Annotated in this window: 20 protein-coding genes; 19 read left to right on the forward strand and 1 reads right to left on the reverse strand. The window is 70.7% G+C overall.

Features of this window, described 5'->3' with window-relative positions; all coding sequences use genetic code 11:
* The first annotated feature begins 20 nt into the window (after positions 1–20).
* The 14 genes from KV102_RS17510 to KV102_RS17575 all read left to right on the forward strand — a co-directional run bounded on the left by KV102_RS17510 (position 21) and on the right by KV102_RS17575 (position 14,860).
* Complete coding sequence (locus KV102_RS17510; protein WP_220347049.1) at positions 21–1,577, forward strand: UDP-N-acetylmuramoyl-L-alanyl-D-glutamate--2,6-diaminopimelate ligase; 1,557 nt, start codon at positions 21–23, stop codon at positions 1,575–1,577.
* Positions 1,574–3,016 (forward strand): UDP-N-acetylmuramoyl-tripeptide--D-alanyl-D-alanine ligase, encoded by a 1,443-nt coding sequence (gene murF, locus KV102_RS17515; protein WP_220347050.1) that lies wholly within the window; start codon positions 1,574–1,576, stop codon positions 3,014–3,016. Before KV102_RS17510 ends, murF begins: the two co-directional genes overlap by 4 nt.
* A complete protein-coding gene (mraY, locus tag KV102_RS17520) occupies positions 3,013–4,077 on the forward strand; it encodes a phospho-N-acetylmuramoyl-pentapeptide-transferase (protein WP_220344388.1) in 1,065 nt (354 codons plus the stop codon). The genes murF and mraY overlap by 4 nt, the downstream gene beginning before the upstream one ends.
* Positions 4,059–5,543, forward strand: coding sequence for a UDP-N-acetylmuramoyl-L-alanine--D-glutamate ligase (gene murD / locus KV102_RS17525; RefSeq protein WP_374197370.1), 1,485 nt, complete (start codon positions 4,059–4,061; stop codon positions 5,541–5,543). The genes mraY and murD overlap by 19 nt, the downstream gene beginning before the upstream one ends.
* A gap of 41 nt (positions 5,544–5,584) precedes the next feature.
* Positions 5,585–6,859, forward strand: a complete 1,275-nt coding sequence (gene ftsW / locus KV102_RS17530) for a putative lipid II flippase FtsW (RefSeq protein WP_308290362.1) — start codon at positions 5,585–5,587, stop codon at positions 6,857–6,859.
* A 3-nt stretch (positions 6,860–6,862) separates the two neighbouring features.
* Positions 6,863–7,960, forward strand: a complete 1,098-nt coding sequence (gene murG, locus KV102_RS17535) for an undecaprenyldiphospho-muramoylpentapeptide beta-N-acetylglucosaminyltransferase (RefSeq protein WP_220347052.1) — start codon at positions 6,863–6,865, stop codon at positions 7,958–7,960.
* Complete coding sequence (murC, locus tag KV102_RS17540) at positions 7,957–9,381, forward strand: UDP-N-acetylmuramate--L-alanine ligase (RefSeq protein WP_220344391.1); 1,425 nt, start codon at positions 7,957–7,959, stop codon at positions 9,379–9,381. Before murG ends, murC begins: the two co-directional genes overlap by 4 nt.
* Positions 9,378–10,091, forward strand: a complete 714-nt coding sequence (locus tag KV102_RS17545) for a cell division protein FtsQ/DivIB (RefSeq protein WP_220344392.1) — start codon at positions 9,378–9,380, stop codon at positions 10,089–10,091. The genes murC and KV102_RS17545 overlap by 4 nt, the downstream gene beginning before the upstream one ends.
* Before the next feature lie 238 nt (positions 10,092–10,329).
* On the forward strand, positions 10,330–11,592 hold the full coding sequence (gene ftsZ / locus KV102_RS17550; RefSeq protein ID WP_220344739.1) for a cell division protein FtsZ: 1,263 nt from the start codon (positions 10,330–10,332) through the stop codon (positions 11,590–11,592).
* On the forward strand, positions 11,593–12,336 hold the full coding sequence (pgeF, locus tag KV102_RS17555) for a peptidoglycan editing factor PgeF (RefSeq protein WP_220344393.1): 744 nt from the start codon (positions 11,593–11,595) through the stop codon (positions 12,334–12,336).
* Positions 12,337–12,340: 4 nt separating this feature from the next.
* The gene (locus tag KV102_RS17560; protein WP_220347053.1) at positions 12,341–13,066 is read left to right on the forward strand and encodes a YggS family pyridoxal phosphate-dependent enzyme; all 726 of its coding nucleotides are present in this window, start codon (positions 12,341–12,343) and stop codon (positions 13,064–13,066) included.
* A gap of 74 nt (positions 13,067–13,140) precedes the next feature.
* Entirely contained in the window at positions 13,141–13,641 is a 501-nt protein-coding gene (locus tag KV102_RS17565; protein ID WP_220344395.1) for a cell division protein SepF, read from the forward strand.
* A 20-nt stretch (positions 13,642–13,661) separates the two neighbouring features.
* Positions 13,662–13,955, forward strand: coding sequence for a YggT family protein (locus tag KV102_RS17570; RefSeq protein WP_220344396.1), 294 nt, complete (start codon positions 13,662–13,664; stop codon positions 13,953–13,955).
* 128 nt (positions 13,956–14,083) lie between these two features.
* Positions 14,084–14,860 (forward strand): DivIVA domain-containing protein, encoded by a 777-nt coding sequence (locus KV102_RS17575; protein ID WP_220344397.1) that lies wholly within the window; start codon positions 14,084–14,086, stop codon positions 14,858–14,860.
* Between the two features lie 79 nt (positions 14,861–14,939).
* Here KV102_RS17575 and ileS read toward each other — a convergent pair whose 3' ends face one another.
* Entirely contained in the window at positions 14,940–18,035 is a 3,096-nt protein-coding gene (gene ileS, locus KV102_RS17580) for an isoleucine--tRNA ligase (RefSeq protein WP_220347196.1), read from the reverse strand.
* Between the two features lie 484 nt (positions 18,036–18,519).
* On the opposite strand from ileS, the gene KV102_RS19675 reads away from it, so the two are divergent.
* The 5 genes from KV102_RS19675 to KV102_RS17605 all read left to right on the forward strand — a co-directional run bounded on the left by KV102_RS19675 (position 18,520) and on the right by KV102_RS17605 (position 25,178).
* Positions 18,520–19,407: a TraR/DksA C4-type zinc finger protein gene (locus KV102_RS19675; RefSeq protein WP_220347054.1), complete on the forward strand. Its 888-nt coding sequence runs from the start codon at positions 18,520–18,522 to the stop codon at positions 19,405–19,407.
* Entirely contained in the window at positions 19,380–19,964 is a 585-nt protein-coding gene (gene lspA / locus KV102_RS17590; RefSeq protein WP_220344399.1) for a signal peptidase II, read from the forward strand. The genes KV102_RS19675 and lspA overlap by 28 nt, the downstream gene beginning before the upstream one ends.
* Positions 19,961–20,908, forward strand: coding sequence for an RluA family pseudouridine synthase (locus KV102_RS17595; RefSeq protein ID WP_220344400.1), 948 nt, complete (start codon positions 19,961–19,963; stop codon positions 20,906–20,908). Before lspA ends, KV102_RS17595 begins: the two co-directional genes overlap by 4 nt.
* Before the next feature lie 116 nt (positions 20,909–21,024).
* Positions 21,025–24,561: a DNA polymerase III subunit alpha gene (gene dnaE, locus KV102_RS17600; protein WP_220344401.1), complete on the forward strand. Its 3,537-nt coding sequence runs from the start codon at positions 21,025–21,027 to the stop codon at positions 24,559–24,561.
* Positions 24,562–24,638: 77 nt separating this feature from the next.
* A complete protein-coding gene (locus tag KV102_RS17605; RefSeq protein WP_220344402.1) occupies positions 24,639–25,178 on the forward strand; it encodes a hypothetical protein in 540 nt (179 codons plus the stop codon).
* The last annotated feature ends 125 nt before the right edge of the window (positions 25,179–25,303 follow it).

The raw sequence follows: 25,303 nt of genomic DNA on the forward strand, positions 1-25,303 counted from the left end.
ACTCGATACGCTCGGCTGCGATGTCTTCTGAGCCTCTCACCCCTCTCGACACGCGACCGCCCTCGGTGGTCCCGGTCGCTCTCGATGATCTCGCCGAGGTTGTCGGCGCCACCCTCGTCGGCGGTACGGGAGGCGTCGTCACCGGCGTCACCCTGTCGTCGCGCGACGTGCGGGACGGCGACCTCTACGCCGCGCTCCCGGGCATGCGAACCCACGGGGCGCGCTTCGCCGCGGACGCCGTGGCGTCCGGCGCCGTGGCCGTGCTCACCGACGGGCCAGGTGCCGACCTTCTCTCCGAGGCCGGCGTGGACGTGCCCGTCCTCCGCGTCGACGACCCCCGAGAGGTGCTCGGTCGCGTCGCTGCGCACGTCTACGGCTGGCCTGCCGAAAGTGTGACGACGATCGGGGTCACCGGCACGCAGGGCAAGACGACCAGTGCCTTCCTGATGGCATCTGCGCTGCGGGCGTGCGGCGACCGTGTGGGTGTGATCGGCACGACCGGCGCCTTCCTGGAGGACCGTCCGGTCAGCTCGGCGCTGACGACTCCCGAGGCCCCGGCGCTGCACGCGCTCTTCGCGGTGATGCGCGACCACGGGGCCGACGCGGTCGTGATGGAGGTCTCCAGCCACGCCCTCGCGCTGCACCGCGTCGACGGTGTCGTCTACGACGTCGCGGTCTTTCTCAACCTGGGCCGCGACCACCTCGACTTCCACGCCGACGTCGAGGACTACTTCGCGGCCAAGGCGTCTTTGTTCACTCCCGAGCACGCCGGCCACGCCGTCGTCGACGTGGACGACCCGTACGGCCGTCGGCTGGCCGCGGAGACCGCCCTCCCGGTGACCACGGTCTCGGTGGACGGGCGCGAGGAGGCCGACTGGCGCGTCGCGTCGTTGGAGAGCACCCCCTCCGGTTCGACCGCAGAGGTCGTCGGACCGGACGGTCAGGAGAGGACGCTCGTCGTCGGCCTGCCGGGCCGCTTCAACGTCGCCAACGCGCTCGCCGTCCTTGCAGCCGTCACCGCGACCGGCCGTGCGGTCGACGACGCGCTGGCCGGGATCGCCGCCTGCACCGGCGTGCCGGGCAGGATGGAGCCCGTCGACGTGGGTCAGGACTTCGTCGCCCTGGTCGACTACGCGCACAAGCCGGACGCCCTCCGAGCGGTGCTGGCGTCTCTGCGTGGGCTGGGCCCCGGGCGGCTGCTGGTCGTGGTCGGTGCCGGCGGCGACCGCGACCCCGGCAAGCGTCCGCTGATGGGCGCCGTCGCTGCTGAGCTCGCCGACGTGGTGGTGGTCACCGACGACAACCCGCGCACGGAAGAGCCGGCCGCGGTCCGGGCCGCGATCCTGGCCGGGGCGCAGGACGCCATCCTCCGCGGGGCCACCGCGACGCTGGTCGAGATCGGCGACCGACGGGCGGCCATCGCGCACGCCGTCGCCGACGCCCGGCCCGGCGACACGGTCGTCGTGGCGGGCAAGGGCGACGAGAGCGGACAGGTCGTGGGCGACGTCGTGCACCGGTTCGACGACCGCGAGGTCGTCGCCGAGGCGCTGCGTGACCGGGAGAGGAGAGACGGGTGATCGCGACCTCGCTCGCCCGCGTCGCCGACCTCGTCGGCGGTACGGCCTACGACTCCGACGACGTGGTCGTCACCGGCCCCGCCACGCTCGACTCGCGCGACGTCGCGTCCGGTGGGCTCTTCGTCGCCGTCCGGGGCGAGCACGTCGACGGTCATGAATACGCGCCCGCGGCGCTGCGGGCGGGTGCCGCCGCAGTCCTCGGCGAGCGCCGGGTCGACGGCCCCTGCGTGGTCGTCGACGACGTGACCCGAGCGCTCGGCACGCTCGCGGCCGACGTGCGCGACCGGCTGGACGGCTGCACGGTCGTAGGGGTGACCGGGTCGCAGGGCAAGACCAGTGTGAAGGACCTGCTGGCCCAGGTCCTCACCCGTGCGGGGACGACCGTGGCCACCGCAGGCAACTACAACAACGAGCTGGGGGTGCCGCTCACCGTGCTGCGCGCCGACCCCGACACCCGGTTCCTCGTCGTCGAGATGGGGGCGCGAGCGCTGGGCAACATCGCCGAGCTGTGTGCGATCGCCCGCCCGGACGTCGGCGCCGTCCTCAGCGTCGGGTCGGCCCACCTGGGTGAGTTCGGGTCGGTGGAGACGATCGCGCGCACGAAGGGCGAGCTCGTGGAAGCGCTCCCTCCGCAGGGTGTGGCGGTGCTCAACGCCGACGACGCGACCGTCGCGGCGATGTCGACACGCACGAGGGCGCGGGTGGTGACCTACGGCATGTCCGACGGCGCCGACGTGGCGGTGCGCGACCTCGCTGTCGGACCCGACGGCGAGCCTCGCTTCCGGCTGGTCGCCGGCGACGAGAGCGTCGGGGTCCACGTCCCGCTGCTCGGTGCTCACCAGGCCTCCAACGCTGCTGCGGCGGCCGCGGTGGCACTCGCGGTCGGCATGGACCTTCCGACCGTGAGCGACGCCCTCGGTGCGGCCACGACGCGCTCGGCGTGGCGGATGGAGCGCCTCGTGCGCGACGACGGCCTCGTGGTCGTCAACGACGCCTACAACGCCAACCCGGAGTCCACGGCAGCCGCCCTGCGCGCGGTGGCAGCGATGCGGGGAGAGGGGAGAGTGGTGGCCGTCCTCGGAGAGATGCTCGAGCTCGGCGATGCGTCTCACCGTGCCCACTCCGACGTTGGTAGTCTCGCCGCGGACCTCGGTGTCACCCACGTGGTCGCCGTCGGGTCGGGCGCACGCCCGATCCACGAGGCGGTGCTCGCCGCCGGCGCTCCGTCCGTCGCCGTCGACGACGTCAACGACGCCGTCGCGTGGCTGCGGACGTACGCCGGCCCGGGTGACATCGTGCTGGTGAAGGCCTCTCGCGCGAGTGGTCTGGAGCGGGTGGCTGACGCGCTGCTCTCGCCACCGGCGCAGCACGAACGAGTCGCGGGCACCGAGCCCGAGGACGGCGGAGGACGCGACGACGAAGGGAACGACGGTCGATGAGGGCCATTCTGATCGCCAGCGGTTTCGGGCTGATCGGCACGTTGCTCGGCACGCCGCTGGCGATCCGTCTGCTCGTCCGCAAGGGCTACGGGCAGCTGATCCGCGACGACGGTCCTACCTCGCACCACACCAAGCGCGGGACGCCGACCATGGGCGGCCTGGTGATCATCATCTCGGTCGTCCTGGCCTACGCGCTGGCCAAGCTGATCACGGGGAGCGTGCCGTCGGCCTCAGCGGTCCTGCTGCTCTACCTCTTCGTCGGGCTCGGGCTGGTCGGGTTCCTGGACGACTACATCAAGGTGATCAAGCAGCGCAGCCTCGGTCTTCGGTCCAAGGCAAAGCTGGCGGGGCAGGCGCTCGTCGCGCTCAGCTTCGCCCTGCTCGCGCTCAGCTTCCCCGACGCGAACGGTCGGACCCCGATCTCCGAGGGCATCTCGTTCATCCGTGACATCCCCGGGTGGACCGTCCCCGCCGCGCTGATCGTCATCTGGGTGCTCGTGATGATCTGGGGCACCAGCAACGCGGTCAACCTCACCGACGGTCTCGACGGTCTCGCGACCGGAGCGTCCGTGATGGTCTTCGGCGCCTACATGCTGATCAACCTCTGGCAGAGCAACCAGTCGTGCGCCTTCAACCCCGGCCCCAAGTGCTACGACGTCCGAGACCCGCTCGACCTCGCCGTGGTCGCGGCCGCCCTCACCGGCGCCTGCTTCGGTTTCCTGTGGTGGAACGCCTCACCGGCCAAGATCTTCATGGGCGACACCGGGTCGCTGTCGCTGGGCGGCGCGATGGCCGGCTTCGCGATCATGACCCGTACGGAGGTCCTCCTCCTCGTCCTCGGCGGCCTGTTCGTCATCATCACGCTGTCGGTGATCCTCCAGGTCGGGTGGTTCAAGATGTCGGGGGGCAAGCGGCTGTTCAGGATGGCGCCGCTGCAGCACCACTTCGAGCTGATGGGGTGGGCCGAGATCACCATCGTCGTCCGGTTCTGGATCATCAGCGGGCTCTTCGTAGCGCTCGGCCTGGGCATCTTCTACTCCGAGTGGGTCAGCGGACTGTGACCGCCGAGCCCTCTGTGGACCACCTCGGACGGCACGACTCGTGGGAGGGGGTGCACGCCGTCGTCGCCGGCCTGGGCGCCAGCGGCTACGCCGCCGCGGACGCCCTGGTGCAGGTCGGTGCGCGCGTCACCATCCTCGACGACGGCGAGGGCGACCTCCTGCGCGAGCGGGCGGGCATCCTCGAGGTGCTCGGGGCCGAGGTGCGGCTGGGTCCGGGTGCGACCGCGACGCTGCCCGCCGGGGCCGCTCTCCTCGTTCCGTTCCCGGGACTGCCACCTCGCACGCCGATCGTCGCCGAGGCGCAGGACCGCGACGTCGCGGTCTGGTCGGAGCCCGAGCTCGCGTGGCGGTTGCGCGAACCGGGCGCGGCACCCTGGCTCGCGGTCACCGGCACCAACGGCAAGACCACCACCGTCCAGATGCTCGAGTCGATCCTCGCTGCCGCCGGGCTCCGTGCGCCCGCCGTGGGCAACATCGGGGTCCCGGTGACCGAGGCGGTGATGGACCCCGCAGGCTACGACGTGCTGGCCGTGGAGCTGTCGAGCTTCCAGCTGCACTTCGCCCGATCCCTGGCCTGCGAGGCGTCGGCCGTGCTCAACGTCGCCGACGACCACCTCGACTGGCACGGTGGCCCGGCCGACTACGCCCGTGACAAGGGCAGGATCTACGAGCACGTGGAGCGGGCGTGCGTCTACAACGTCGACGACCCGGCCACCGAGCGTCTGGTGCGCGACGCCGACGTGCAGGAAGGCGCGCGCGCGATCGGGTTCACCCTCGGCGTGCCGTCGGTCGGGATGGTCGGCATGGTCGACGACGTGCTCGCCGACCGCGCCTTCGTCCCCGAGCGCACGACCAGCGCCGCAGAGCTTGCCACGCTGGGTGACCTCGCCGGTCCCGCGGGAGAGCCGCCCGCGCCTCACGTGGTCGCCAACGCACTGGCGGCCGCCGCGCTCGCCCGTGCCCACGGGGTGCCGCCCGTCGCCGTGCGCGACGGGCTGCGGGCCTACCAGCCCGGAGCCCACCGGATCCAGCAGATCGCGGAGGTCGACGGCGTCACGTTCGTCGACGACTCCAAGGCCACCAACCCGCACGCGGCGATCGGGTCGCTCCTCGCGTACCCCTCGGTCGTCTGGGTGGCCGGCGGACAGGCCAAGGGCACGACGTTCGACGGTCTCGTCGAGCGCACGGGCTCTCGGCTGCGGGCGGCGGTGCTGATCGGCGCCGACCGCGCCGTGATCCGGGACGCGTTGCGGCGACACGCGCCGGAGGTGCCGGTCGTCGAGGTCGATGCGGGCAAGGATGTGCTCATGGATCGCGTCGTGGACGCGGCAGTGCGGTTCGCCCGGCCGGGCGACACGGTGCTGCTCGCCCCGGGGTGCGCGTCCTTGGACCAGTTCACGAGCTACGCGGAGCGAGGCGACTCCTTCGCCGCAGCCGTGGCCAGGCACGCGGCGACGCGACGGTGAGACCGCCGCCGCCCGACGAGCACACGAGCGGGAGGCGACCGGTGGCGAGGTCGGGCAGGCACACGTGGGTCGCGACGTTGCGCGACACCCTCGAGAAGCCCCTGACCTCCTACTACCTCGTGCTGGCGGTCGCCGGCCTGCTCATCGGCTTCGGCATGGTGATGGTGCTCAGCGCCAGCTCGGTCACCTCCCAGCTCAACAACGGAAGTCCCTACGCCATCGCCGCCCGCCAGGGAGGTTTCCTCGTGGCGGCCCTCGTGCTGGGCCTGGTGGCGTGGAAGATGCCGCTGCGCGCGATGCGATGGTGCGTCTACCCGTTGCTGCTGCTGGCCCTGGTGCTGCTCGGCCTGACCTTCACCCCGCTGGGCGAGGAGGTGCGTGGCAACCAGAACTGGCTCGACTTCGGAGGCCCGTTCCTCATCCAGCCGTCGGAGGTCGCGAAGCTCGCGATCGTGCTGTGGACGGCCGACCTCTTCGCCCGCAAGCAGCGCCTGCTGCACCAGCCGAAGCACGTCCTCCTGCCGATGCTGCCGGTGACGGGGTTCGTCGCGATGCTCGTCGTGCTGCAGCGCGACCTCGGTACGGCGCTCGTGCTCTTCGCGATCATTCTGGGCCTGCTCTTCGTCGCCGGACTTCCGGGACGCCTCTTCCTGGTCTCGCTCCTCGGCATCGGTGCCGTGGTCCTGGTGTTCGTGCGCTCCAGCGCAGAGCGTCTGCAGCGCATCACCTCGTTCACCGATCCCTTCGCCGACGCCCAGAACAGCGGCTACCAGGCCGCCCACGGACTGATGGGGCTCGCGACCGGCCAGTGGTTTGGGGTAGGGCTCGGATATAGCCGGCAGAAGTGGGGCTCGCTGCCGGGAGCCCACACCGACTTCGTGTTCGCCGTGATCGGCGAGGAGCTCGGCTTGGTGGGAGCCCTCAGCGTGCTGCTGCTCTTCGGCCTTCTGGCCTACGTCGGCTTCCGCATCGCGCGACGGGCGCGCGACCCGTTCTGCCGCCTCGCGGCCGCCGGGATCACCGTCTGGCTGATGGTCCAGACGATCGTCAACATCGGGATGGTGCTCGGCATGCTGCCGGTCATCGGCATCCCTCTGCCGCTCATCTCCTACGGTGGTTCCGCACTCGTCCCGACCGTGGTCGCGCTCGGGATGCTCGCCAACTTCGCGCGCAACGAGCCTGGTGCGCAGACGGCGCTGCGGGCGCACCGACGCCGCCGTGCCCGGGGGCGCGGCGCGAGCGGTACGGTGCCGCTGCACGACTCCATCAAACCTGCCCCACGACCTGTCGGACGCATCGTCCGCGAGGAAGGATGATCGGTGGCGCCACGCGTCCTGCTGGCCGGCGGAGGCACCGCCGGCCACACCTCACCCCTGCTGGCCACCGCTGCTGCGGTCCGCAGGCTCACCCCCGAGGCGGAGATCACGGCACTGGGGACCCCCAGAGGGCTGGAGGTGACGCTGGTCCCGCAGGCGGGCTACCCCCTCGAGCTGGTCCCGGCGGTGCCGCTCCCACGCAGCGTGGGAGCCGACCTGCTCCGGGTTCCCGGCCGGCTCGCCGGGACCGTCAAGGCGACCGGTGAGGTCTTCGACCGGGTGCGTCCGGACGTCGTCGTCGGGTTCGGCGGCTACGTGTCGGTCCCTGCCTACCTCGTCGCCCGCAAGCGCAAGGTGCCGATCGTCGTCCACGAGCAGAACGCCCTCCCCGGCGTCGCCAACAAGCTCGGAGCGCGGTTCACCTCGCGTGTCTTCACCAGCTTCCCCGAGACGCCCCTGCCGAGCTCGCGCTACATCGGCCTGCCGATGCGCGAGCAGATCGCGCGTCTGGACCGGGGCGCCGAGCGCGCCGAGGCCCGCCGTGCGTTCGGGCTCGATCCCGAGCTCCCGACGTTGCTCGTGACGGGCGGATCGCAGGGCGCACGGCGCATCAACGAGGCCGTGTCGGGCGCCGCCGACGAGCTCGCCGCTGCCGGCGTGCAGGTCTTGCACGCCGCAGGCCGTGTCGAGGAGGCGCAGGTCGAGCGTGGACCGGGCGAGCCGCCGTACGTCACCCTCCCGTTCATCGACCGCATCGACCTGGCCTACGCCGCTGCTGACGCGATCGTCTGCCGGTCGGGGGCCAATACGGTCGCCGAGGTGGCAGCCGTGGGACTGCCCGCGATCTTCGTCCCGCTGCCGATCGGCAACGGCGAGCAGGCGCTCAACGCACACCCGGTCGTCGGCGCCGGCGGCGGCATCCTCGTCGACGACGCGGCGCTGACGCCCGAGTGGGTGGCGACCGCGGTCGTGTCGCTGCTGCGCGATCCCGACCGGCTGACGCGGATGTCCACGGCGGCGTCGCACCTGATGCCCCGTGACGCCGACGAGGTGCTGGCCAGGATCGTGCTCGAGGCTGCCGGTGAGGCGGCGCAGGGATGAAGATCGAGGTCCCGGAGCAGATCGACGCGGCCGAACGGCTCGGCGTGGTCCACCTCGTCGGCATCGGCGGCGCCGGCCTGTCGGCGATCGCCCGCATCATGCTCGAGCGGGGCATCACCGTGCAGGGCAGCGATGCGGCCGACTCGGACCTTCTCAGGGCGCTCGAGCGGGACGGGGCGACAGTGACGGTGGGACAGGCGGCCGACAACCTCGGTGAGGCCGACACTGTCATCGCGACGACCGCGGTCCGCGCCGACAACCCGGAGATCGTGGCGGCCTTGGCACGCGGCCTGCGGCTGTATCCACGGTCCGCGGGTCTGCAGTCGGTGATGGTCGGGCACGACGTGGTGGCGGTGGCCGGCACCCACGGCAAGACGACGACGACGTCGATGCTGGCGAGCGCGCTGGTGCATGCCGGGCTCGACCCCTCGTACGCGATCGGGGCGCCGGTCGCCTCGCTCGGGACCAACGCGCACGCCGGCACGGGTCGCTGGTTCGTCGCGGAGGCCGACGAGAGCGACGGCGCCTTCCTCGTCTACGAGCCGTACGCCGCCGTGGTCACCAACGTCGACGCCGACCACCTCGACGTCTGGGGTACGCCGGAGGCGTACGAGCAGGCCTTCGCGCGGTTCGTCGACCGCGTCTCGCCTGACGGGTTCCTCGTGCTCTGCGTCGACGATCCCGGTGCTGCGGCGCTGGAGGCCCGTGCCGAGGGACGTGGGCTGCGGGTCCTGCGCGCCGGTCTCGGCGAGTCGGCGGAGCTGCGCGGCACCGACCTGGTGACGGAGGGTGGAGGCACCTCGTTCACCGTGGTCCGCCGGGGGGAGTCGCTCGGGCGGGTCAGGTTGCAGGTCCCGGGGGAGCACTACGTCGTCGACGCTCTCGGAGCGCTCGGCGCCGCGCTCGAGTGCGGCGCGTCGTTCGCCGACGCCGCAGCCGGTCTCGCGGCCTACACCGGCGCGAGCCGGCGGATGGAGCGGATCGGCGAGGGTGCCGGCGTGACGGTGTACGACTCCTACGCCCACCACCCGGTCGAGATCGCCGGTGACCTCCAGGCGGCGCGGGCACTGGCGGGTGACGGGCGGGTCGTCGTGGCGTTCCAGCCCCACCTCGTCAGCCGGACCCGAATCTTCGGCACGGCGATGGGGGAGGCGCTCAGCGCGGCCGACGTCGTCGTCGTGACCGACGTCTATCTCGCCCGCGAGGACGCCGACCCCGACGTGACCTCGGCCCTCGTTCGGGACGCGGTGTCCCTCCCGCCGGAGGACGTCCACGCGGGCGCCGACCTCGAGACGCTGGACGCCCAGCTGGCCGACCTCGCGGCGGAGGGTGACCTCGTCCTCCTGCTCGGCGCCGGTGACATCACGACGGTCGGACCCCGGCTCGTCGCGCGTCTGCGGGAGAGGGCAGTGGGCTCGTGACCGTCACGGACCGGTTCGCAGGGCGGCGCTGGCGGGCGCGGCTCGGGCGGCTGCGTCCGTACCTCCTCGTGGCGGCCGCGCTCGCCGTGATCGGCGCCGGCGCGTGGGTCACCCTCGAGACGTCCGTCCTGGGTGCCCACTCCGTCCAGGTCCGTGGGGCGACCACCGTGTCGCCGAGCGTGGTCCGCGCACGCGCCGACGTCGTGGAGGGCCGTCCCCTCGCGCGCCTCGACGTGGAGGCCGTGCGCGAACGTGTCGAGCAGATCCCGCAGGTGGCGACCGTCGACGTCAGCCGCCGGTGGCCGCGCTCGGTCGTCGTCGAGGTCACCGAGCGGACTCCTGTGGCACGCCTGTCCGGCGACGACGTACGCCTGCTCGATCGCGACGGAGTCGTCTATCCTCCTGCCGGCAAGACGCCGCGCCGGTTGCCGCGGGTCGTCCTCGCCTCGGGGTCGGGGCCCAGGGCGGAGGCGCTGAAGGAGGCGGCCGACGCCGTCCGCGCGATGGACCGAGACCTCGCCCGGAGGGTCCGTGAGGTCCGGGTGAGCAGTCGGGACGGGATCACGCTCGAGCTGCGGGACGGTGCCGAGGTCGCCTGGGGGAGCGCCGACCATGCCGGTCTGAAGGCCCAGGTCCTCTCGGCGCTGCTGCCCCAGAAGGCCAGCGCGTACGACGTCCGTGCACCTGAACGGCCGACCATCCGGCCGTGACCGACCTCCGAGCACGCTCTGTGGGTGACATCTCGACGAGGAGCGGCGGGACCGGCGGCGTGTCGGCGCAGAGCGGCGCGGTCGAGCACGTAGGTTCATGCACAGACACGAGGTTGACATAACTATAACCCTGAACTTGAGGGTTAGGGTTCTGGGCTCACCGCTCGGAGCCTGTGGCGCCGACACCGGACTGCGGTGCCTCGTGAAGACTCGGACACACAAGCACGTGAGGGGCACCATCGTGGCAGCTCAGAACTACCTGGCCGTGATCAAGGTCGTCGGCATCGGCGGAGGTGGCGTCAACGCGGTCAACCGGATGATCGAGGCCGGCCTCAAGGGAGTCGAGTTCATCGCGATCAACACCGACGCCCAGGCGTTGCTGATGAGCGACGCCGACGTCAAGCTCGACATCGGTCGCGAGCTCACCCGCGGCCTCGGCGCCGGCGCCAACCCCGACACCGGGCGACAGGCGGCCGACGACCACGCGGACGACATCGAAGAGGTGCTCAAGGGCGCCGACATGGTGTTCGTCACCGCAGGTGAGGGAGGCGGCACGGGCACCGGCGGTGCGCCGGTGGTCGCCCGCATCGCCCGCTCGCTGGGCGCCCTCACGATCGGCGTCGTCACCCGCCCGTTCTCCTTCGAGGGTCGACGCCGCGCCAACCAGGCCGATGACGGCATCGAAGGGCTGCGGGAGGAGGTCGACACGCTGATCGTCATCCCGAACGACCGGCTGCTGTCGATCAGCGACCGCAACGTCACCATGCTCGACGCGTTCAAGCAGGCCGACCAGGTCCTCCTCCAGGGCGTCTCGGGCATCACCGACCTGATCACGACGCCGGGCCTGATCAACCTCGACTTCGCCGACGTCAAGTCCGTGATGTCTGATGCCGGCTCAGCGTTGATGGGAATAGGGTCCGCTCGGGGAGACGACCGCGCGGTGGCGGCCGCGGAGATGGCCGTCTCCAGCCCTCTGCTCGAGGCGTCGATCGACGGTGCGCACGGCGTGCTGCTCTCGATCGCCGGCGGGTCCGACCTCGGCCTCTTCGAGATCAACGAGGCCGCGGCGCTCGTCAGCGAGGCAGCTCACGCCGAGGCCAACATCATCTTCGGTGCCGTGATCGACGACGCCCTCGGCGACGAGGTGCGTGTCACCGTCATCGCCGCAGGCTTCGACGGAGGCACGCCCAAACGACGCGACGCGTCACGTCCTGCCCTGCGCCGCGACACAGCGCCGGCCCGGCCCGTGACCAAGGAGCCGCCCGCCGCACCGGCAGCGCCGGCGGAGACGGCCAGCCGCGGCGACCGTGTCCCCGTGGGGGTGCGCAGCCAGGCCGGCGACAGCACCACCCCGACCACCGAGTCCCGTGCCTCGCGCGGCCCGTCCCCTGTCACGGGTCCGGCGACCGGCTCAGGCAACGGGGCTCGGCCGTCGACCCCGAAGCGTCAGGCTGTCGATCCCTTCGAGGACGACCTCGACATCCCCGACTTCCTGAAGTAAGTGTTCGCCTTCCACGAGACCCTCTCGCGCGCCGACCTCGCGTTCACCGACCGTCACGACGGTCACAGCACGGGTCCCTGGGCCTCGCTGAACCTGGGGGCGAGCAACGGCGACGACGAGGCCACAGTCGCGCGCAACCTTCGAGACGCCGTCGAGGCCTTCGGTGGGGACCCTGACCGGACGCATCTCGTACGCCAGGTGCACGGCCGTGGTGTCCGTGTCGTGACGGCCGACGACGACCCGACCGCCCCGCGCGCCGCTGCCGACGCGCTGGTGACAGCTGTGCCGGGCGCGGTGCTCGTCGTCCGGGTGGCCGACTGTCTTCCTGTCGTGCTCGTCGACGACGAGAACGCGGTCGCCGCTGTCGTCCACGCCGGGCGCAAGGGCGTCGTCCTCGACGTCGCCGGTGCCGCGGTCGAGGCGATGCGTGCCCTGGGCGCCGAGCGGATCACGGCGTGGCTGGGACCTCGTGCGTGCGGGCACTGCTACGAGGTCCCGGAGGCGATGCGTGACGAGGTCGCACGCCAGGTCACCGGCACGTGGGCACAGACCCGGAGCGGCACACCTGCTCTGGACCTGGCGGCCGGTGTCGCCGGCCAGCTCCGTGCCGCGGACGTCGACGTCGTCGACCTCGCCGACCACCACCCGATGTGCACGATCGAGGGGGAGAAGGACTTCTTCTCCTACCGGCGCCAGGGTGAGCGCTCCGGCCGGCTCGCCGCGCTCGTCCGCGTGCGAGGCTGAGCGCGTGACCGACACCAACGACGCACGCCGTGACGAGCTCGCCCGCAGCCTCCGTACGGTCCGCGACCGCATCGAGACAGCGGCCGCCACGGCCGGTCGCGCACCGGACGAGATCACCCTGATCGTGGTCACCAAGACCTACCCTGCCTCCGACGTCGCGCTCCTCGCCGACCTGGGGGTCACCGACGTCGGCGAGAACCGCCACCCGGAGGCGGCCCGCAAGCGGGAGGAGGCGGGCGATCCTGCCGCCGCCCTCCGGTGGCACTTCGTGGGCGCCCTGCAGACCAACAAGGCTGCCGCGGTGGCCCGCTACGCCGACGTCGTCCACTCGGTGGACCGGCCCAGGCTCGTCGATGCGCTCGACCGTGGAGCGCGTCAGGCGGGCCGTACCCTCGGCGTGCTCGTCCAGGTCAACCTCGAGGGCCGCGACGACGACCCCGCCGGGAGGGCCGGCGCCGCCCCCGGCGACGTCCTGGGGCTCGCCGCACAGGTCGACGCGGCAGAGGCGCTGCGGCTCGAAGGCGTGATGGCCGTGGCCCCCCTCGACGCCGACCCCGACGACGCGTTCGCGCGGCTCGCGGAGGTGGCGGCCAGCGTCGCGGCGGCGTACCCGCGTGCGACGGCGATCTCCGCGGGCATGAGCGGTGACCTGGAGGTGGCTGTCAAGCACGGCGCGACACACGTACGGATCGGGCGTTCGGTGCTCGGAGAGCGCCCTCCGCTCCGGTAGGTTGAGGGCGACGGTGAGCACACCGCCGTTTCATGAGTTCGAGCAAGCAGCGTGGTTTTCAGGGAGGTCAGGCGATGGCTGGCGCGATGCGCAAGATGGGTGAGTACCTCGGCCTCGTCGAGCAGTCCGGCGAGTACGACGAGTACGACGACTACGAGTCGGAGCCGGAGGCCGCGCGTCGGCCCGTCCGACCGGCGGGCCCGGCCGTGCGCGAGGCGGAGCCGCGGCCTGTCGCCCGGATCGACGACCGGCGCCGACCGGCGTCGACCCCGACGGTCGTGCCCGCGCCGGCAGAGTTCACGAGGATCACGACGCTGCACCCGCGGACCTACAACGAGGCCCGGATCATCGGCGAGCACTTCCGCGAGGGCACCCCGGTCATCATGAACCTCAGCGAGATGGACGACAACGACGCCAAGCGTCTCGTCGACTTCGCGGCCGGACTCATCTTCGCCGTCTACGGGTCGATCGAGCGGATCACGAGCAAGGTGTTCCTTCTTTCGCCGCCCAATGTGACGGTCACTGCGGAGGATCGCCAGCGCCTCGCGCAGGGCGGGTTCTTCAACCAGAGCTGACGTAGGACACACTGTCGTTCATGGTCGTCGTCGGTGAGGTCATCAACTTCGTTCTGTGGGCGTGCATCCTGCTCCTGCTGGCCCGCTTCGTCATCGACTGGGTCCAGGTGCTGTCACGCTCGTGGCAGCCCAAGGGCATCGTGCTCGTGTTCTGCGAGGCGATCTACTCGGTCACCGATCCGCCGATGCGGGCGGTGCGCCGCGTGATCCCGCCGATCCGCTTCGGCGGGATGGCGCTCGACCTGTCGCCGATGGTGCTGCTGATCGGCCTCTACCTTCTCCAGATCATCAACGCTCAGATCTTCTTCCGCTGAGCATGAGCCTTCTTTCCCGCGGGGGAGTCGCACTAAGGTGGTTCCCCACGGGGTGCCGCAGGGATGGCTTCCCCGACCAAGTACCGTTGTCAGGACTGTCCGATGAAACATGACCCCGAGGTGAAACCATGCCGTTGACGCCAGAGGACGTGCGGAACAAGCGATTTACCCCGGTCCGCCTTCGTGAGGGCTACGACATGGGCGAGGTCGACCAGTTCCTCGACGAGGTTGAGGCCGAGCTCGAGCGTCTGACCCTGGAGAACGAAGACCTGAGGAGCAAGCTCGCTTCCGCCTCGTCCGGCTCCGGCTCGTCGACCTCGTCGTTCGACAGCTTCCGCGCGCCCGCCCCGGCTCCGGCGCCGATGGCTCCGCCGCCGCCGGCTCCGATGCCGGTCCAGGCGCAGTCGCCGGCCTCCTCGTCGGTGGGTGACGCCTCCAGCGCCGCTGCCCGCCTCCTCGAGATCGCGACGCACAACGCCGACGAGCTCGTCGACGCCGCCAAGAACGAGGCCGACCGGATCCTGGGTGAGGCCCGGACCAAGGCCGACCGGGTCGAGAACGAGGCTCGGGGCAAGGCGGAGCGGCTCGAGAGCGAGGCGAGGATGCGCGCCCAGAAGCTCGACGCCGAGACCGCCGAGCGCCGCCAGCAGGCCTTCGGCAACATCGAGAAGGAGCGCGACGACCTCAACCGCGAGCTCGAGCGGCTCCGCACCTTCGAGCGCGAGTACCGCAGCCGCCTCAAGAGCTACTTCCAGGCGCAGCTCTCGCACCTCGAGGGCGAGCAGCCGGTCGCGGCGTCGCTGCCGACCAGCAGCCCGACGCCTGCGGCGGTGCACGGGTCCCCCACCCCGGAGCACGCGCCGCGCCGTCTCAAGTCGCTGTTCGGCGACGACGAGCGCTCCTGAGCCACCGGCTCTTCACCGCACGTTCGAAGGCCCCTCCGACCCGATGGTCGGAGGGGGCCTTCGCACGTCGGCGACCTGCTCAGGCCTTGCGCAGCGAGACGGTCACCCCCAGGTCCTCGTCGGTCGCCACGTGTCCGTCCACGACTGCCGGACCTTGCGCGATCTCGACCGCGAGGACCTCGTCCGCGATCGTGGACTCATGGGCCCGGACCGCCTCCGCGGTTTCTCCCTCGGCCGCCCACGTCACGCGGATCCGGTCGGTGAGGTCGAGACCGGCGTTCTTGCGCGCCTCCTGGAGCATGCGGACGACCTCGCGTGCGGTGCCGGCCCGGAGGAGGTCCTCGTCGAGGTCCAGGTCGAGCGCGACGGTCTCGCCCTGGTCGTTGACGACGGCCCAGCCCTCTCGAGGACGTTCCGACACGATGACGTCGTCGGCCGTCACCTCGATCGTCTCGCCGTCCACCTGCAGGGCGTACGACCCGCCGTCCGCGACGGCTGCGGCGAGCTCGGCGGCGTCGGCCTCTGCGACAGCGCCGGCCACCTTCGGCGTCTGCTTGCCGAACCGCTTGCCGAGGCTGCGGAAGTTGCCCTTGGCCGAGTGCTCCACGAGGTCACCCGACGCAGCCGCCAAAGACTCCAGGGAGCCGACGTTGAGCTCGTCGCACACCTCCGCCCGAAGCTCGTCGCCGAGCTGCTCCCACGCACGTGAGGGGACCAGCGCACGGCGAAGCGGCTGCCGCGTCCGGACCTTGGCCTCGGCGCGTGCGGCACGTCCCAGCTCGGTGACCCGCCGCGCGAGCGCGACCTGCTCGTCCAGACCCTTGACCGCCAGCGACTCGTCGGCCACGGGCCACGACGCCAGGTGCACCGACGGCGGCGCATCGGGGTCGGACGCACGGACGAGGTCCTGCCAGACCCGCTCGGTGACGAACGGGACCAACGGCGCCATCAGACGCGTGAGCACGTCGAGCGTGTCGTGCAAGGTCGCGAGCGCCGCAGGATCACCGCTCCAGAACCGGCGCCGGGAGCGGCGGACGTACCAGTTGGACAGGTCGTCGACGAACTGCGAGAGGAGGGCGCCGGCGCGCTGGGTGTCGAACCGCTCCAGGCAGGTCGTGACCTCGGAGACCAGGCCCTGTGTCCGCGAGACCAGCCAGCGGTCGAGGATCGGGCGCTCCGCGACGGGCGGTGCGCCGTCGGCAGGCGACCAGTGGGCGGTGCGCGCGTACAGGACGTGGAAGGCGACGGTGTTCCAGTAGGTCAGCAGGACCTTGCGCACGATCTCCTGCAGCGCCGAGTGCCCCACACGGCGGGCCTGCCACGGCGAGCCGGAGCAGGCCATGAACCAGCGGACGGCGTCGGCGCCGTGCTCGTCCATCAAGGGGACGGGGAGCAGGATGTTGCCCAGGTGCTTGGACATCTTGCGGCCGTCCTCGGCGAGGATGTGCCCCAGGCAGACGACGTTCTCGTACGAGTTCTGGTCGAAGACGAGGGTCGAGACGGCCATCAGCGAGTAGAACCATCCCCGCGTCTGGTCGATCGCCTCGCAGATGTACTGGGCGGGGAAGGCCTGGCGGAACTTCTCCACCGAGCCGGGCAGGTGCGGGTAGCCCCACTGCGCGAACGGCATCGACCCGGAGTCGAACCACGCGTCGATGACCTCCGGCACTCGACGGTAGGTGCCCTCCTCGCCCTCGACCGTGAAGGTGACGTCGTCGATGTACGGGCGGTGCGGGTCGAGGTCGGACAGGTCGCGCCCGGTGAGCTCCGACAGCTCCGCGAGCGACCCGACGCACACCAGCCGGCCGGGATCGGCGTCGTTGCGCCAGATCGGCAGCGGGGTGCCCCAGTAGCGGTTGCGCGACAGGGACCAGTCGACGTTGTTCTGCAGCCAGTCGCCGTAGCGGCCCCACTTGATCGTCTGCGGGAACCAGTTCGTGCTCTCGTTCTCGCGCAGCAGTGCGTCCTTGGCTGCCGTGGTGCGGACGTACCAGGCGGGGGAGGCGTAGTACATCAGAGGCGTGTGGCAGCGCCAGCAGTGCGGGTAGCTGTGCTCGTAGGGGAGGTGGCGGAAGAGCAGGCCTCGACGCTCGAGGTCCTCGACCAGGATCGCGTCGGCCTTCTTGAAGAACGCGCCGCCAACCAGGTCCAGCCCGTCCTCGAAGTGGCCGGTGGGGTCGATCGGGTTGACCATCGCCACGCCGTTGCGCTTCCCGGACGCGAAGTCGTCCGCGCCGAACGCTGGCGCCTGGTGGACCAGGCCCGAGCCGTCGTCGGTGGTGACGTAGTCCTCGGTCACCACGTAGTGCGCGTTGTCGTCGGGCCAGTCGACGAGGTCGAACGGACGCGCGTACGTCCACCCCTCGAGCTCGGCGCCCTCGAAGCGCGCATCGACGGTCCATCCTTCGCCGAGGGCCGTCTCGACCAAGGGCTCCGCGACGACGAGCGTCTCGTGCCCGTTGCTGACCGCCACGTACGTGATGTCGGCCTTGGCCGCGACCAGGGCGTTGGACACCAACGTCCACGGCGTGGTCGTCCAGACCAGCAACGAGGCCTCGCCGGCCAGGGGACCAGAGGTCAGAGGGAAGCGCACGTAGACCGACGGGTCGACGACCGACTCGTACCCCTGGGCGACCTCATGGTCGCTCAGGCCGGTGCCGCATCGCGGACAGTACGGCGCCACGCGGTAGTCCTCCGCGAGCAGCCCTTTGTCGAAGATCTGCTGCAGAGCCCACCAGACGCTCTCGACGTACGGCGTGTCCATCGTGCGGTACGGGTTGTCGGTGTCGACCCAGTAGCCCATCCGCTCGGTCATCTGCTCGAACAGGCCGACGTTGCGCAGCACCGCCTCGCGGCACTTCGCGTTGAACTCGGCGACACCGAAGGCTTCGATGTCGGGCTTGCCGTTGAAGCCGAGCTCCTTCTCGACGGCGATCTCGACGGGGAGGCCGTGGCAGTCCCAGCCGCCCTTGCGCTCGACCAGGTAGCCCTGCATCGTGCGGAACCGCGGGAACACGTCCTTGAAGACCCGTGCCTCGACGTGGTGAACGCCCGGCGTGCCGTTGGCGGTCGGAGGCCCCTCGTAGAACGTCCAGCGCGGGGCGCCGTCGCGCTGTTCGAGCGAGGTCTCGAAGGTGCCTTCCCGCTCCCAGAGCGCGATCATGTCGCGCTCCATGGCGGGTAGGTCCACGTGGGCGGGAACAGCGGGGTACGCGGCGGTCACGGTCTTCCTCCGACAAGTCACGAAAGCTTCGGCTCGGCGAAGGGACGAGGCGCTCGGCCCCGCGGTACCACCCTCCTTGGTGGACGACGATCCGCCCACCCTCTCTGGTCTGCCGCTGCGCGGGTCTAGTGAGCGCACGGTGTGCGCCGTTCTTCCGGCGGCTCCGGGGTGATACGGCGTACGGCTGGGCTCCGGGCTCGCACCAACCCCGGATCGCTCGTGCTCAGGAGACGTACGCCGCGCGTCCTCGTCGATGCCTGCGGCGGACACCAGTCTAGTGCAGCGCGCCAGGAGTCGGGCAGAGCGGGCGACACAGGCAAATCGGCTTGTGAACGGCCGAACGCCCGCCTATTGTTCGGGCACCACGTCACATCGAGGCGATCCCGAGCGGATGGCCTCGATGTGTGGCATTTCGTGCACATCGAGGGGGCCAGAGATGGCGAGCACGACCAAGACCAGCAAGCGCAGTGCCGCGTCGCGCGGCGTGGCAGCCGTGAAGGGTGCCGCACGCAAGGTGGCGAGCAAGGCGACGCCCTCGAAGAAGGCGCCGGCCACGACGACGACCGCCACGAAGGCGGCGCCGGCCAAGAAGGCGACCCTGAAGAAGGCGCCGGCGGCCAAGAAGGCGACCGCCAAGAAGTCGCCGGCGGCTAAGAAGGCGACCGCGAAGAAGGCGGCGCCGGTCAAGAAGGCGACCGCCACGAAGGCGGCGCCGGTCAAGAAGGCGACCGCCACGAAGGCGGCACCGGTCAAGAAGGCGACCGCGAAGAAGGCGGCGCCGGCCAAGAAGACGGCGCCGGCCAAGAAGGCGACCGCGAAGAAGGCGGCGCCGGCCAAGAAGGCGACCGCGAAGAAGACACCAGCCAAGGGCGCCGCGAAGCGACCCCGTACGACAGGAGCACCGAGAACTGTGACGAACCCGACGACGACCGGCTCCTTGGCTGTCAAGGCCGACGAGGCTCCCTGGTCCGCCGACGAGATTTCGGAGGTCCGCGCCGCGCTGGAGGCCGACCGGACCCGACTCCTGGACGAGATCCAGGTGGCCGAGCGTGGACTCGCCGACCTCCTCAGCGGGGGAGTAGACGGGGCGGGCAACGACCAGGCCGACGTGGGCTCCACGTCCCTCGAGCGCGACGCGGAGATGTCGCTCGCCGCGAACCACCGCGAGCTTCTCCTCCAGGTGGAGAAGGCCCTCGCCCGGATCGAGGCCGGCACCTACGGCAACTGCGAGATCTGCGGTCAGCCGATCGGGAAGATGCGGCTGATGGCGTTCCCCCGTGCCACACTGTGCATGACATGCAAGCAACGCGAGGAACGTCGCTGACCCCCGATCACGACGCCGACCACCCCCCAGCACGGTCCCGACGGATCGTGCTGTTCGCGGTAGTCGCGCTGGTCGGCTACCTCACCGACCTCATCACCAAGATCATCGCCGTCGCACGCCTCGAGGACGCCGACCCCGTCGTCCTCGTGCCGCACGTGCTCCACCTCACCTTCCTGCGCAACCCGGGCGCCGCCTTCGGGATGGCGACCGGGTTCACGATCGTGCTCACGCTCATCGCCATCACGGTGTGCGTGGTCGTGATCCGGATGGCCCGACAGCTGCGCGACCCCTTGTGGGCCGTCGGACTGGGTCTCCTCCTGGCAGGCGCCCTGGGCAACCTGACCGACCGGATCTTCCGAGAGCCCTCGCCGCTCGAGGGCCACGTCGTCGACTTCCTGCAGTTCCCCGACTGGCCACCCAACTGGCCGGTCTTCAACATCGCCGACGTGATGATCAACATCGCGGCGGTCATCATCGTCCTGCAGACCGTCCGCGGTGTCGGTCTCGACGGCACCCGGGCAGCCAAGAAGGCCGGCTCCGAGCCGGAAGCGCCATGACCGGCCCCGCCGCAGCCGCGGAGCAGCGTGCCTACTTCGTCCCGGACGGGCTCGCGGGCGAGCGGCTCGACGCCGCGCTGGCCCGCCTCCTGGGCCTCTCGCGCAGCCGTGTCGCCGAGCTCGTCGCCGACGGCCTGGTCACGGTGGACCACAAGCCGGCGTCCAAGTCGGACCGCGTTGAGGCCGGGGCGTTCCTTGAGGTCGAGATCCCGCGGCAGCGCGACGTCGCCGAGGTTGTCCCCGAGATCGTCGACGACCTCCGCATCGTCCACGACGACGACGAGATCGTCGTCGTCGACAAGCCGGCGGGGGTCGCCGCCCACCCCAGCGTCGGGTGGACCGGGCCGACCGTCGTGGGTCACCTGGCCGGCGCCGGCTTCCGGATCAGCACCTCGGGTGCCCCGGAGCGACAGGGCATCGTCCAGCGGCTCGACGTCGGGACCAGCGGGCTGATGGTCGTCGCGAAGTCGGAGCACGCCTACACCGTCCTCAAGCGCGCCTTCCGCGAGCGCGAGGTCGACAAGACCTACCACGCGATGGTGCAGGGGCACCCGGACCCGCTCGAGGGCACGGTCGACGCCCCGATCGCCCGCCACCCGAAGCACGACTGGAAGTTCGCCGTGATGGCCGACGGACGGGCCAGCGTGACGCACTACGAGACGCTCGAGGCGCACCGCTTCGCGAGCCTCCTCGAGATCAAGCTCGAGACCGGTCGTACGCACCAGATCCGAGTCCACATGGCCGCGCTGAAGCATCCGTGCGTCGGCGATCCGCTCTACGGCTCGGACCCGACGTTGACCAAGCGGGTGGGGCTCGAACGCCAGTGGCTGCACGCCCACAGGCTCGGCTTCGAGCATCCTCGGACCCGTGACTGGGTGACGTTCACCTCGCCGTACCCCGACGACCTGGAGCGTGCGCTCGAGGTCATCCGCAACGCCGACTGACACCTGCCGACCACCGATCGAGACCACCCCGCGAGCCTCGTCCCGGGTGTCGGTCGGTGGTCGTAGGCTGTCATCGACCCCCTCGCCGGCCCGTTCTTCCAGGAGGCCCCACCCCGATGTCGAGCGCCGACTCGTTCGTGCACCTGCACGTCCACACCGAGTACTCCATGCTCGACGGGGCGGCCCGGCTGACCGAGATGTTCGCGCGGACGGCCGAGCTCGGGATGGACGCCATCGCGATGACCGACCACGGCAACGTGTTCGGGGCGTACGACTTCTACGCCAAGGCGAAGGCGGCCGGGGTCAAGCCGATCATCGGCATGGAGGCCTACCTCACCCCCGACACCCACCGCTCGGAGCGCAAGCGCGTCCAGTGGAACAAGGGCGGCGGTGACGACGTCTCGGGCGGCGGTGCGTTCACGCACATGACGCTGCTCGCCGAGAGCACCACCGGGATGCACAACCTGTTCCGGCTGTCGTCGCGGTCCTCGCTCGAGGGCTTCTTCTACAAGCCCCGTGCCGACCGCGAGCTTCTCGCCGAGTACGCCGAGGGGCTCATCGCGACGACCGGGTGCCCGTCCGGCGAGGTGCAGACGTGGCTCCGCATCGGCGACTACGCGAGGGCTCGCCAGTCCGCCGCTGAGTTCATGGACATCTTCGGCCGTGACAACTTCTTCGTCGAGCTCATGGACCACGGCCTCTCGATCGAGACGCGGGTCCGGGACGACCTCCTGCGCCTCGCCAAGGACCTCGACCTCCGCCTCGTCGCCACCAACGACTCGCACTACACCAACCCGGAGGACAGCACGGCGCACGAGGCGCTGCTGTGCGTGCAGTCCGGCAAGACGCTGGCCGACCCGACGCGGTTCAAGTTCGACGGCAACGGCTACTACATCAAGTCGCCGCAGGAGATGCGGCAGATCTGGGAGCAGGACGCCGGTCTGGCCGAGGCGTGCGACACGACACTGCTGATCGCGCAGCGGTGCGAGGTCGAGTTCACCGAGGGCAACGGCACTTTCATGCCGCGGTTCCCGGTCCCCGAGGGCGAATCGGAGGAGACGTGGCTCCTCAAGGAGGTCGACCGCGGGCTGGCTGATCGCTACCCCCAGGGCATCACGGAGGAGGTGCGGGCCCGCGCCGACTTCGAGGTCGATGTCATCCTCAAGATGGGCTTCGCCGGATACTTCCTCGTCGTTGCCGACTTCATCAACTGGGCCAAGGAGAACGGCATCCGGGTGGGGCCCGGCCGAGGCTCCGGCGCCGGATCGATGGTCGCGTACGCGATGCGCATCACCGATCTGGACCCGATCGTCCACGGCCTGATCTTCGAGCGGTTCCTCAACCCCGACCGTGTCTCGATGCCCGACTTCGACGTCGACTTCGACGAGCGTCGGCGCGGCGAGGTCATCCGCTACGTCACCGACAAGTACGGCGACGACCGCGTCTCGCAGATCGTCACCTACGGCACGATCAAGTCCAAGCAGGCCGTCAAGGACGCGTCGCGCGTGCTGGGCTACCCGTTCTCCATGGGAGAGCGGATCACCAAGGCGATGCCGCCGGTGATCATGGGCAAGGACGTCCCGCTCAAGGAGATCTTCAACGCCGGGCACGCCCGCTACAACGAGGGCGGCGAGTTCCGGTCGCTCTATGACACCGACCCCGACGCCAAGCGCGTGGTCGACACGGCGGTCGGCCTCGAGGGCCTCAAGCGTCAGTGGGGCGTCCACGCCGCCGGCGTCATCATGTCGAGCGAGCCGTTGCTCGACATCATCCCGGTGATGAAGCGCGAGCAGGACGGCGCGATCATCACCCAGTTCGACTACCCGACGTGCGAGGCGCTCGGACTGATCAAGATGGACTTCCTGGGGTTGCGCAACCTCACGGTCCTCGACGACGCCCTCGACAACATCCGCGCCAACCGTGGCGAGGAGGTCGTCCTCGAGGACCTCGAGCTGAGCGACGAGGAGACCTTCGCGCTGCTGTCGCGCGGCGACACCCTCGGCGTCTTCCAGCTCGACGGCGGCCCGATGCGAGCCCTGCTGCGGAGCATGCGCCCCGACAGCTTCGAGGACATCTCCGCCGTCGGTGCGCTCTATCGTCCCGGCCCGATGGGCGCCGACTCGCACAACAAGTACGCCCGCCGCAAGAACGGGCGCGAGAAGGTCGAGCCGATCCACCCCGAGCTCGCTGACGCCCTCGAGGACATCCTGGGCGAGACGTACGGCCTGATCGTGTACCAAGAGCAGGTCATGGCCATCGCGCAGCAGCTGGCGGGCTACTCGCTCGGACAGGCCGACCTGCTCCGCCGCGCGATGGGCAAGAAGAAGAAGTCCGAGCTGGACAAGCAGTTCGAGAACTTCTCCGCCGGCATGAACGCGCGCGGCTTCTCGGCGGCGGCGGTCAAGACGCTGTGGGACATCCTGCTGCCGTTCTCCGACTACGCCTTCAACAAGGCGCACTCGGCGGCGTACGGAGTCGTGTCGTTCTGGACCGCCTACCTCAAGGCGCACTACCCGGCCGAATACATGGCCGCCCTCCTCACCAGCGTGCGCGGAGACAAGGACAAGTCGGCGATCTACCTCAACGAGTGCCGCCGGATGGGCATCAAGGTGCTTCCGCCCGACGTCAACGACTCCGAGGCCAACTTCACGGCCGTCGACCGCGACATCCGGTTCGGTCTGTCCGCCGTGCGCAACGTGGGGCACAACGTCGTGGACGCCATCGTCGAGGCGCGGACGGAGAAGTCCCCGTTCACCGACTTCGCCGACTTCATGGAGAAGGTCCCGCCGGTCGTCTGCAACAAGCGCGTGATCGAGTCGCTGATCAAGTCCGGATCCTTCGACTCGCTCAAGCACCACCGCCGCGCCCTGGTGACCGTCCACGAGGATGCCGTCGACCAGTACGTCGACATCAAGCGCAACGAGGCGATCGGGCAGGACTCGCTCTTCGCCGGCCTGGACGACGCCGATGCCGGGTTCGCCGGTTCGGCCGTCGTCGTCCCCGACCTCGACGAGTGGGACAAGACGACGCTGCTCGCCCACGAGCGCGAGATGCTCGGCCTGTACGTCTCCGACCATCCGCTGTTCGGTCTGGAGCACGTCCTCCGTGCGGCCAGCGACTGCACGATCGGCGATGTGATCGCCGACGAGGAGCGACCCGACGGGGCGCAGATCGCGGTGGCCGGCCTGGTGACCTCGATCCAGCGCAAGCTGACCAAGAAGGGCGATCCCTGGGCCATCGTGACCGTCGAGGACCTCGAGGGTGCCGTCAACGTGATGCTCTTCCCGTCGGTCTACACCTTGTCGGGGCACCTTCTCGTCGAGGACGCGGTGGTGGTGGTCAAGGGACGCCTCAAGCGCAAGGAGGACACGCCCGAGATCGCGGCGACCGAGCTCACGGCCGCGGATCTGAGCGTGGGTGACGACGGTCCCGTCGTCCTCTCCATCCCGACCGCGCGCTGCACTCCGCCAACCCTCGACCAGCTCCGCGACGTCCTCGCGAGCCACCCCGGCGCCACCGAGGTCCACCTGCGTCTGGTGGGGACCAAGAGCACCAAGCTCATGCGCCTGGACCCGCGCCTTCGCGTGTCCCCGTCGTCGTCGTTGATCGCCGACCTCAAGGCACTGCTCGGTCCCGGCTGCCTCGTCTCGTGACCGCGCCGACGCGTCCGTACCCCGTGGGGGAGGATGGACACCGCGCCCGTCGCGGGCGCAGGGCACAGGAGGAACGTGTGCGCAGGACACGCAAGGGTGGCTTCGCGACGGTGGTCGGCTTCGTCGTTGCCGGTGCCGTCGCCGGGGTCCTCTGGGCCCTGCTCAGCGACCCCATCCAGTACACCGTCGTCCGGATCGGCGACCAGTCCGGGCTGAGCGCAGACGAGGCGGCGTCGACGGCGCAGTTCGGCGTCGAAGTCACCTATGCCTGGATCGGCGCGGTGATCGCGGCGCTGTGGGGCTCCGTCGCCACCTGGCTCTGGGGACGCGCCGGCGGCAACGCCGTGATCGTCCGGACTGCTCTGGGCGCCGTCGTCGGTGCGCTGGTGGCATGGGGGACAGGCGTGCTGGCCGGGCCCCCTGAGCCGACTGTCGGCTCGCGGCCGGCGGGTGCCACGGTCTCCGGGCAGGTCGCCCTCGACGCGTACGGGATGCTCTTCGTCTGGCCGGTCGCCGCGCTCCTCGGGCTGCTCCTCGTCGCGTGGTTGACCCTCCCGCGGGAGCCGGCCGCCGGCACGCACCGCGACGACGCGCCGCTGCCTCCCGTCGGCGTCTGACGGCCAGCCGGGGCCCCGAGCCGCGGGCGCATCACGGTTGTCCGCAACGTCGGGCTGGGGCAGGGTGGAGGCAAGCCGATGACCTGCCCAGGGGCGCTCAGTGCGTGACCCTGCAGGCAGGACCG

The organism is Mumia sp. zg.B53 (assembly GCF_019550935.1).
Taxonomy (GTDB): domain Bacteria; phylum Actinomycetota; class Actinomycetes; order Propionibacteriales; family Nocardioidaceae; genus Mumia.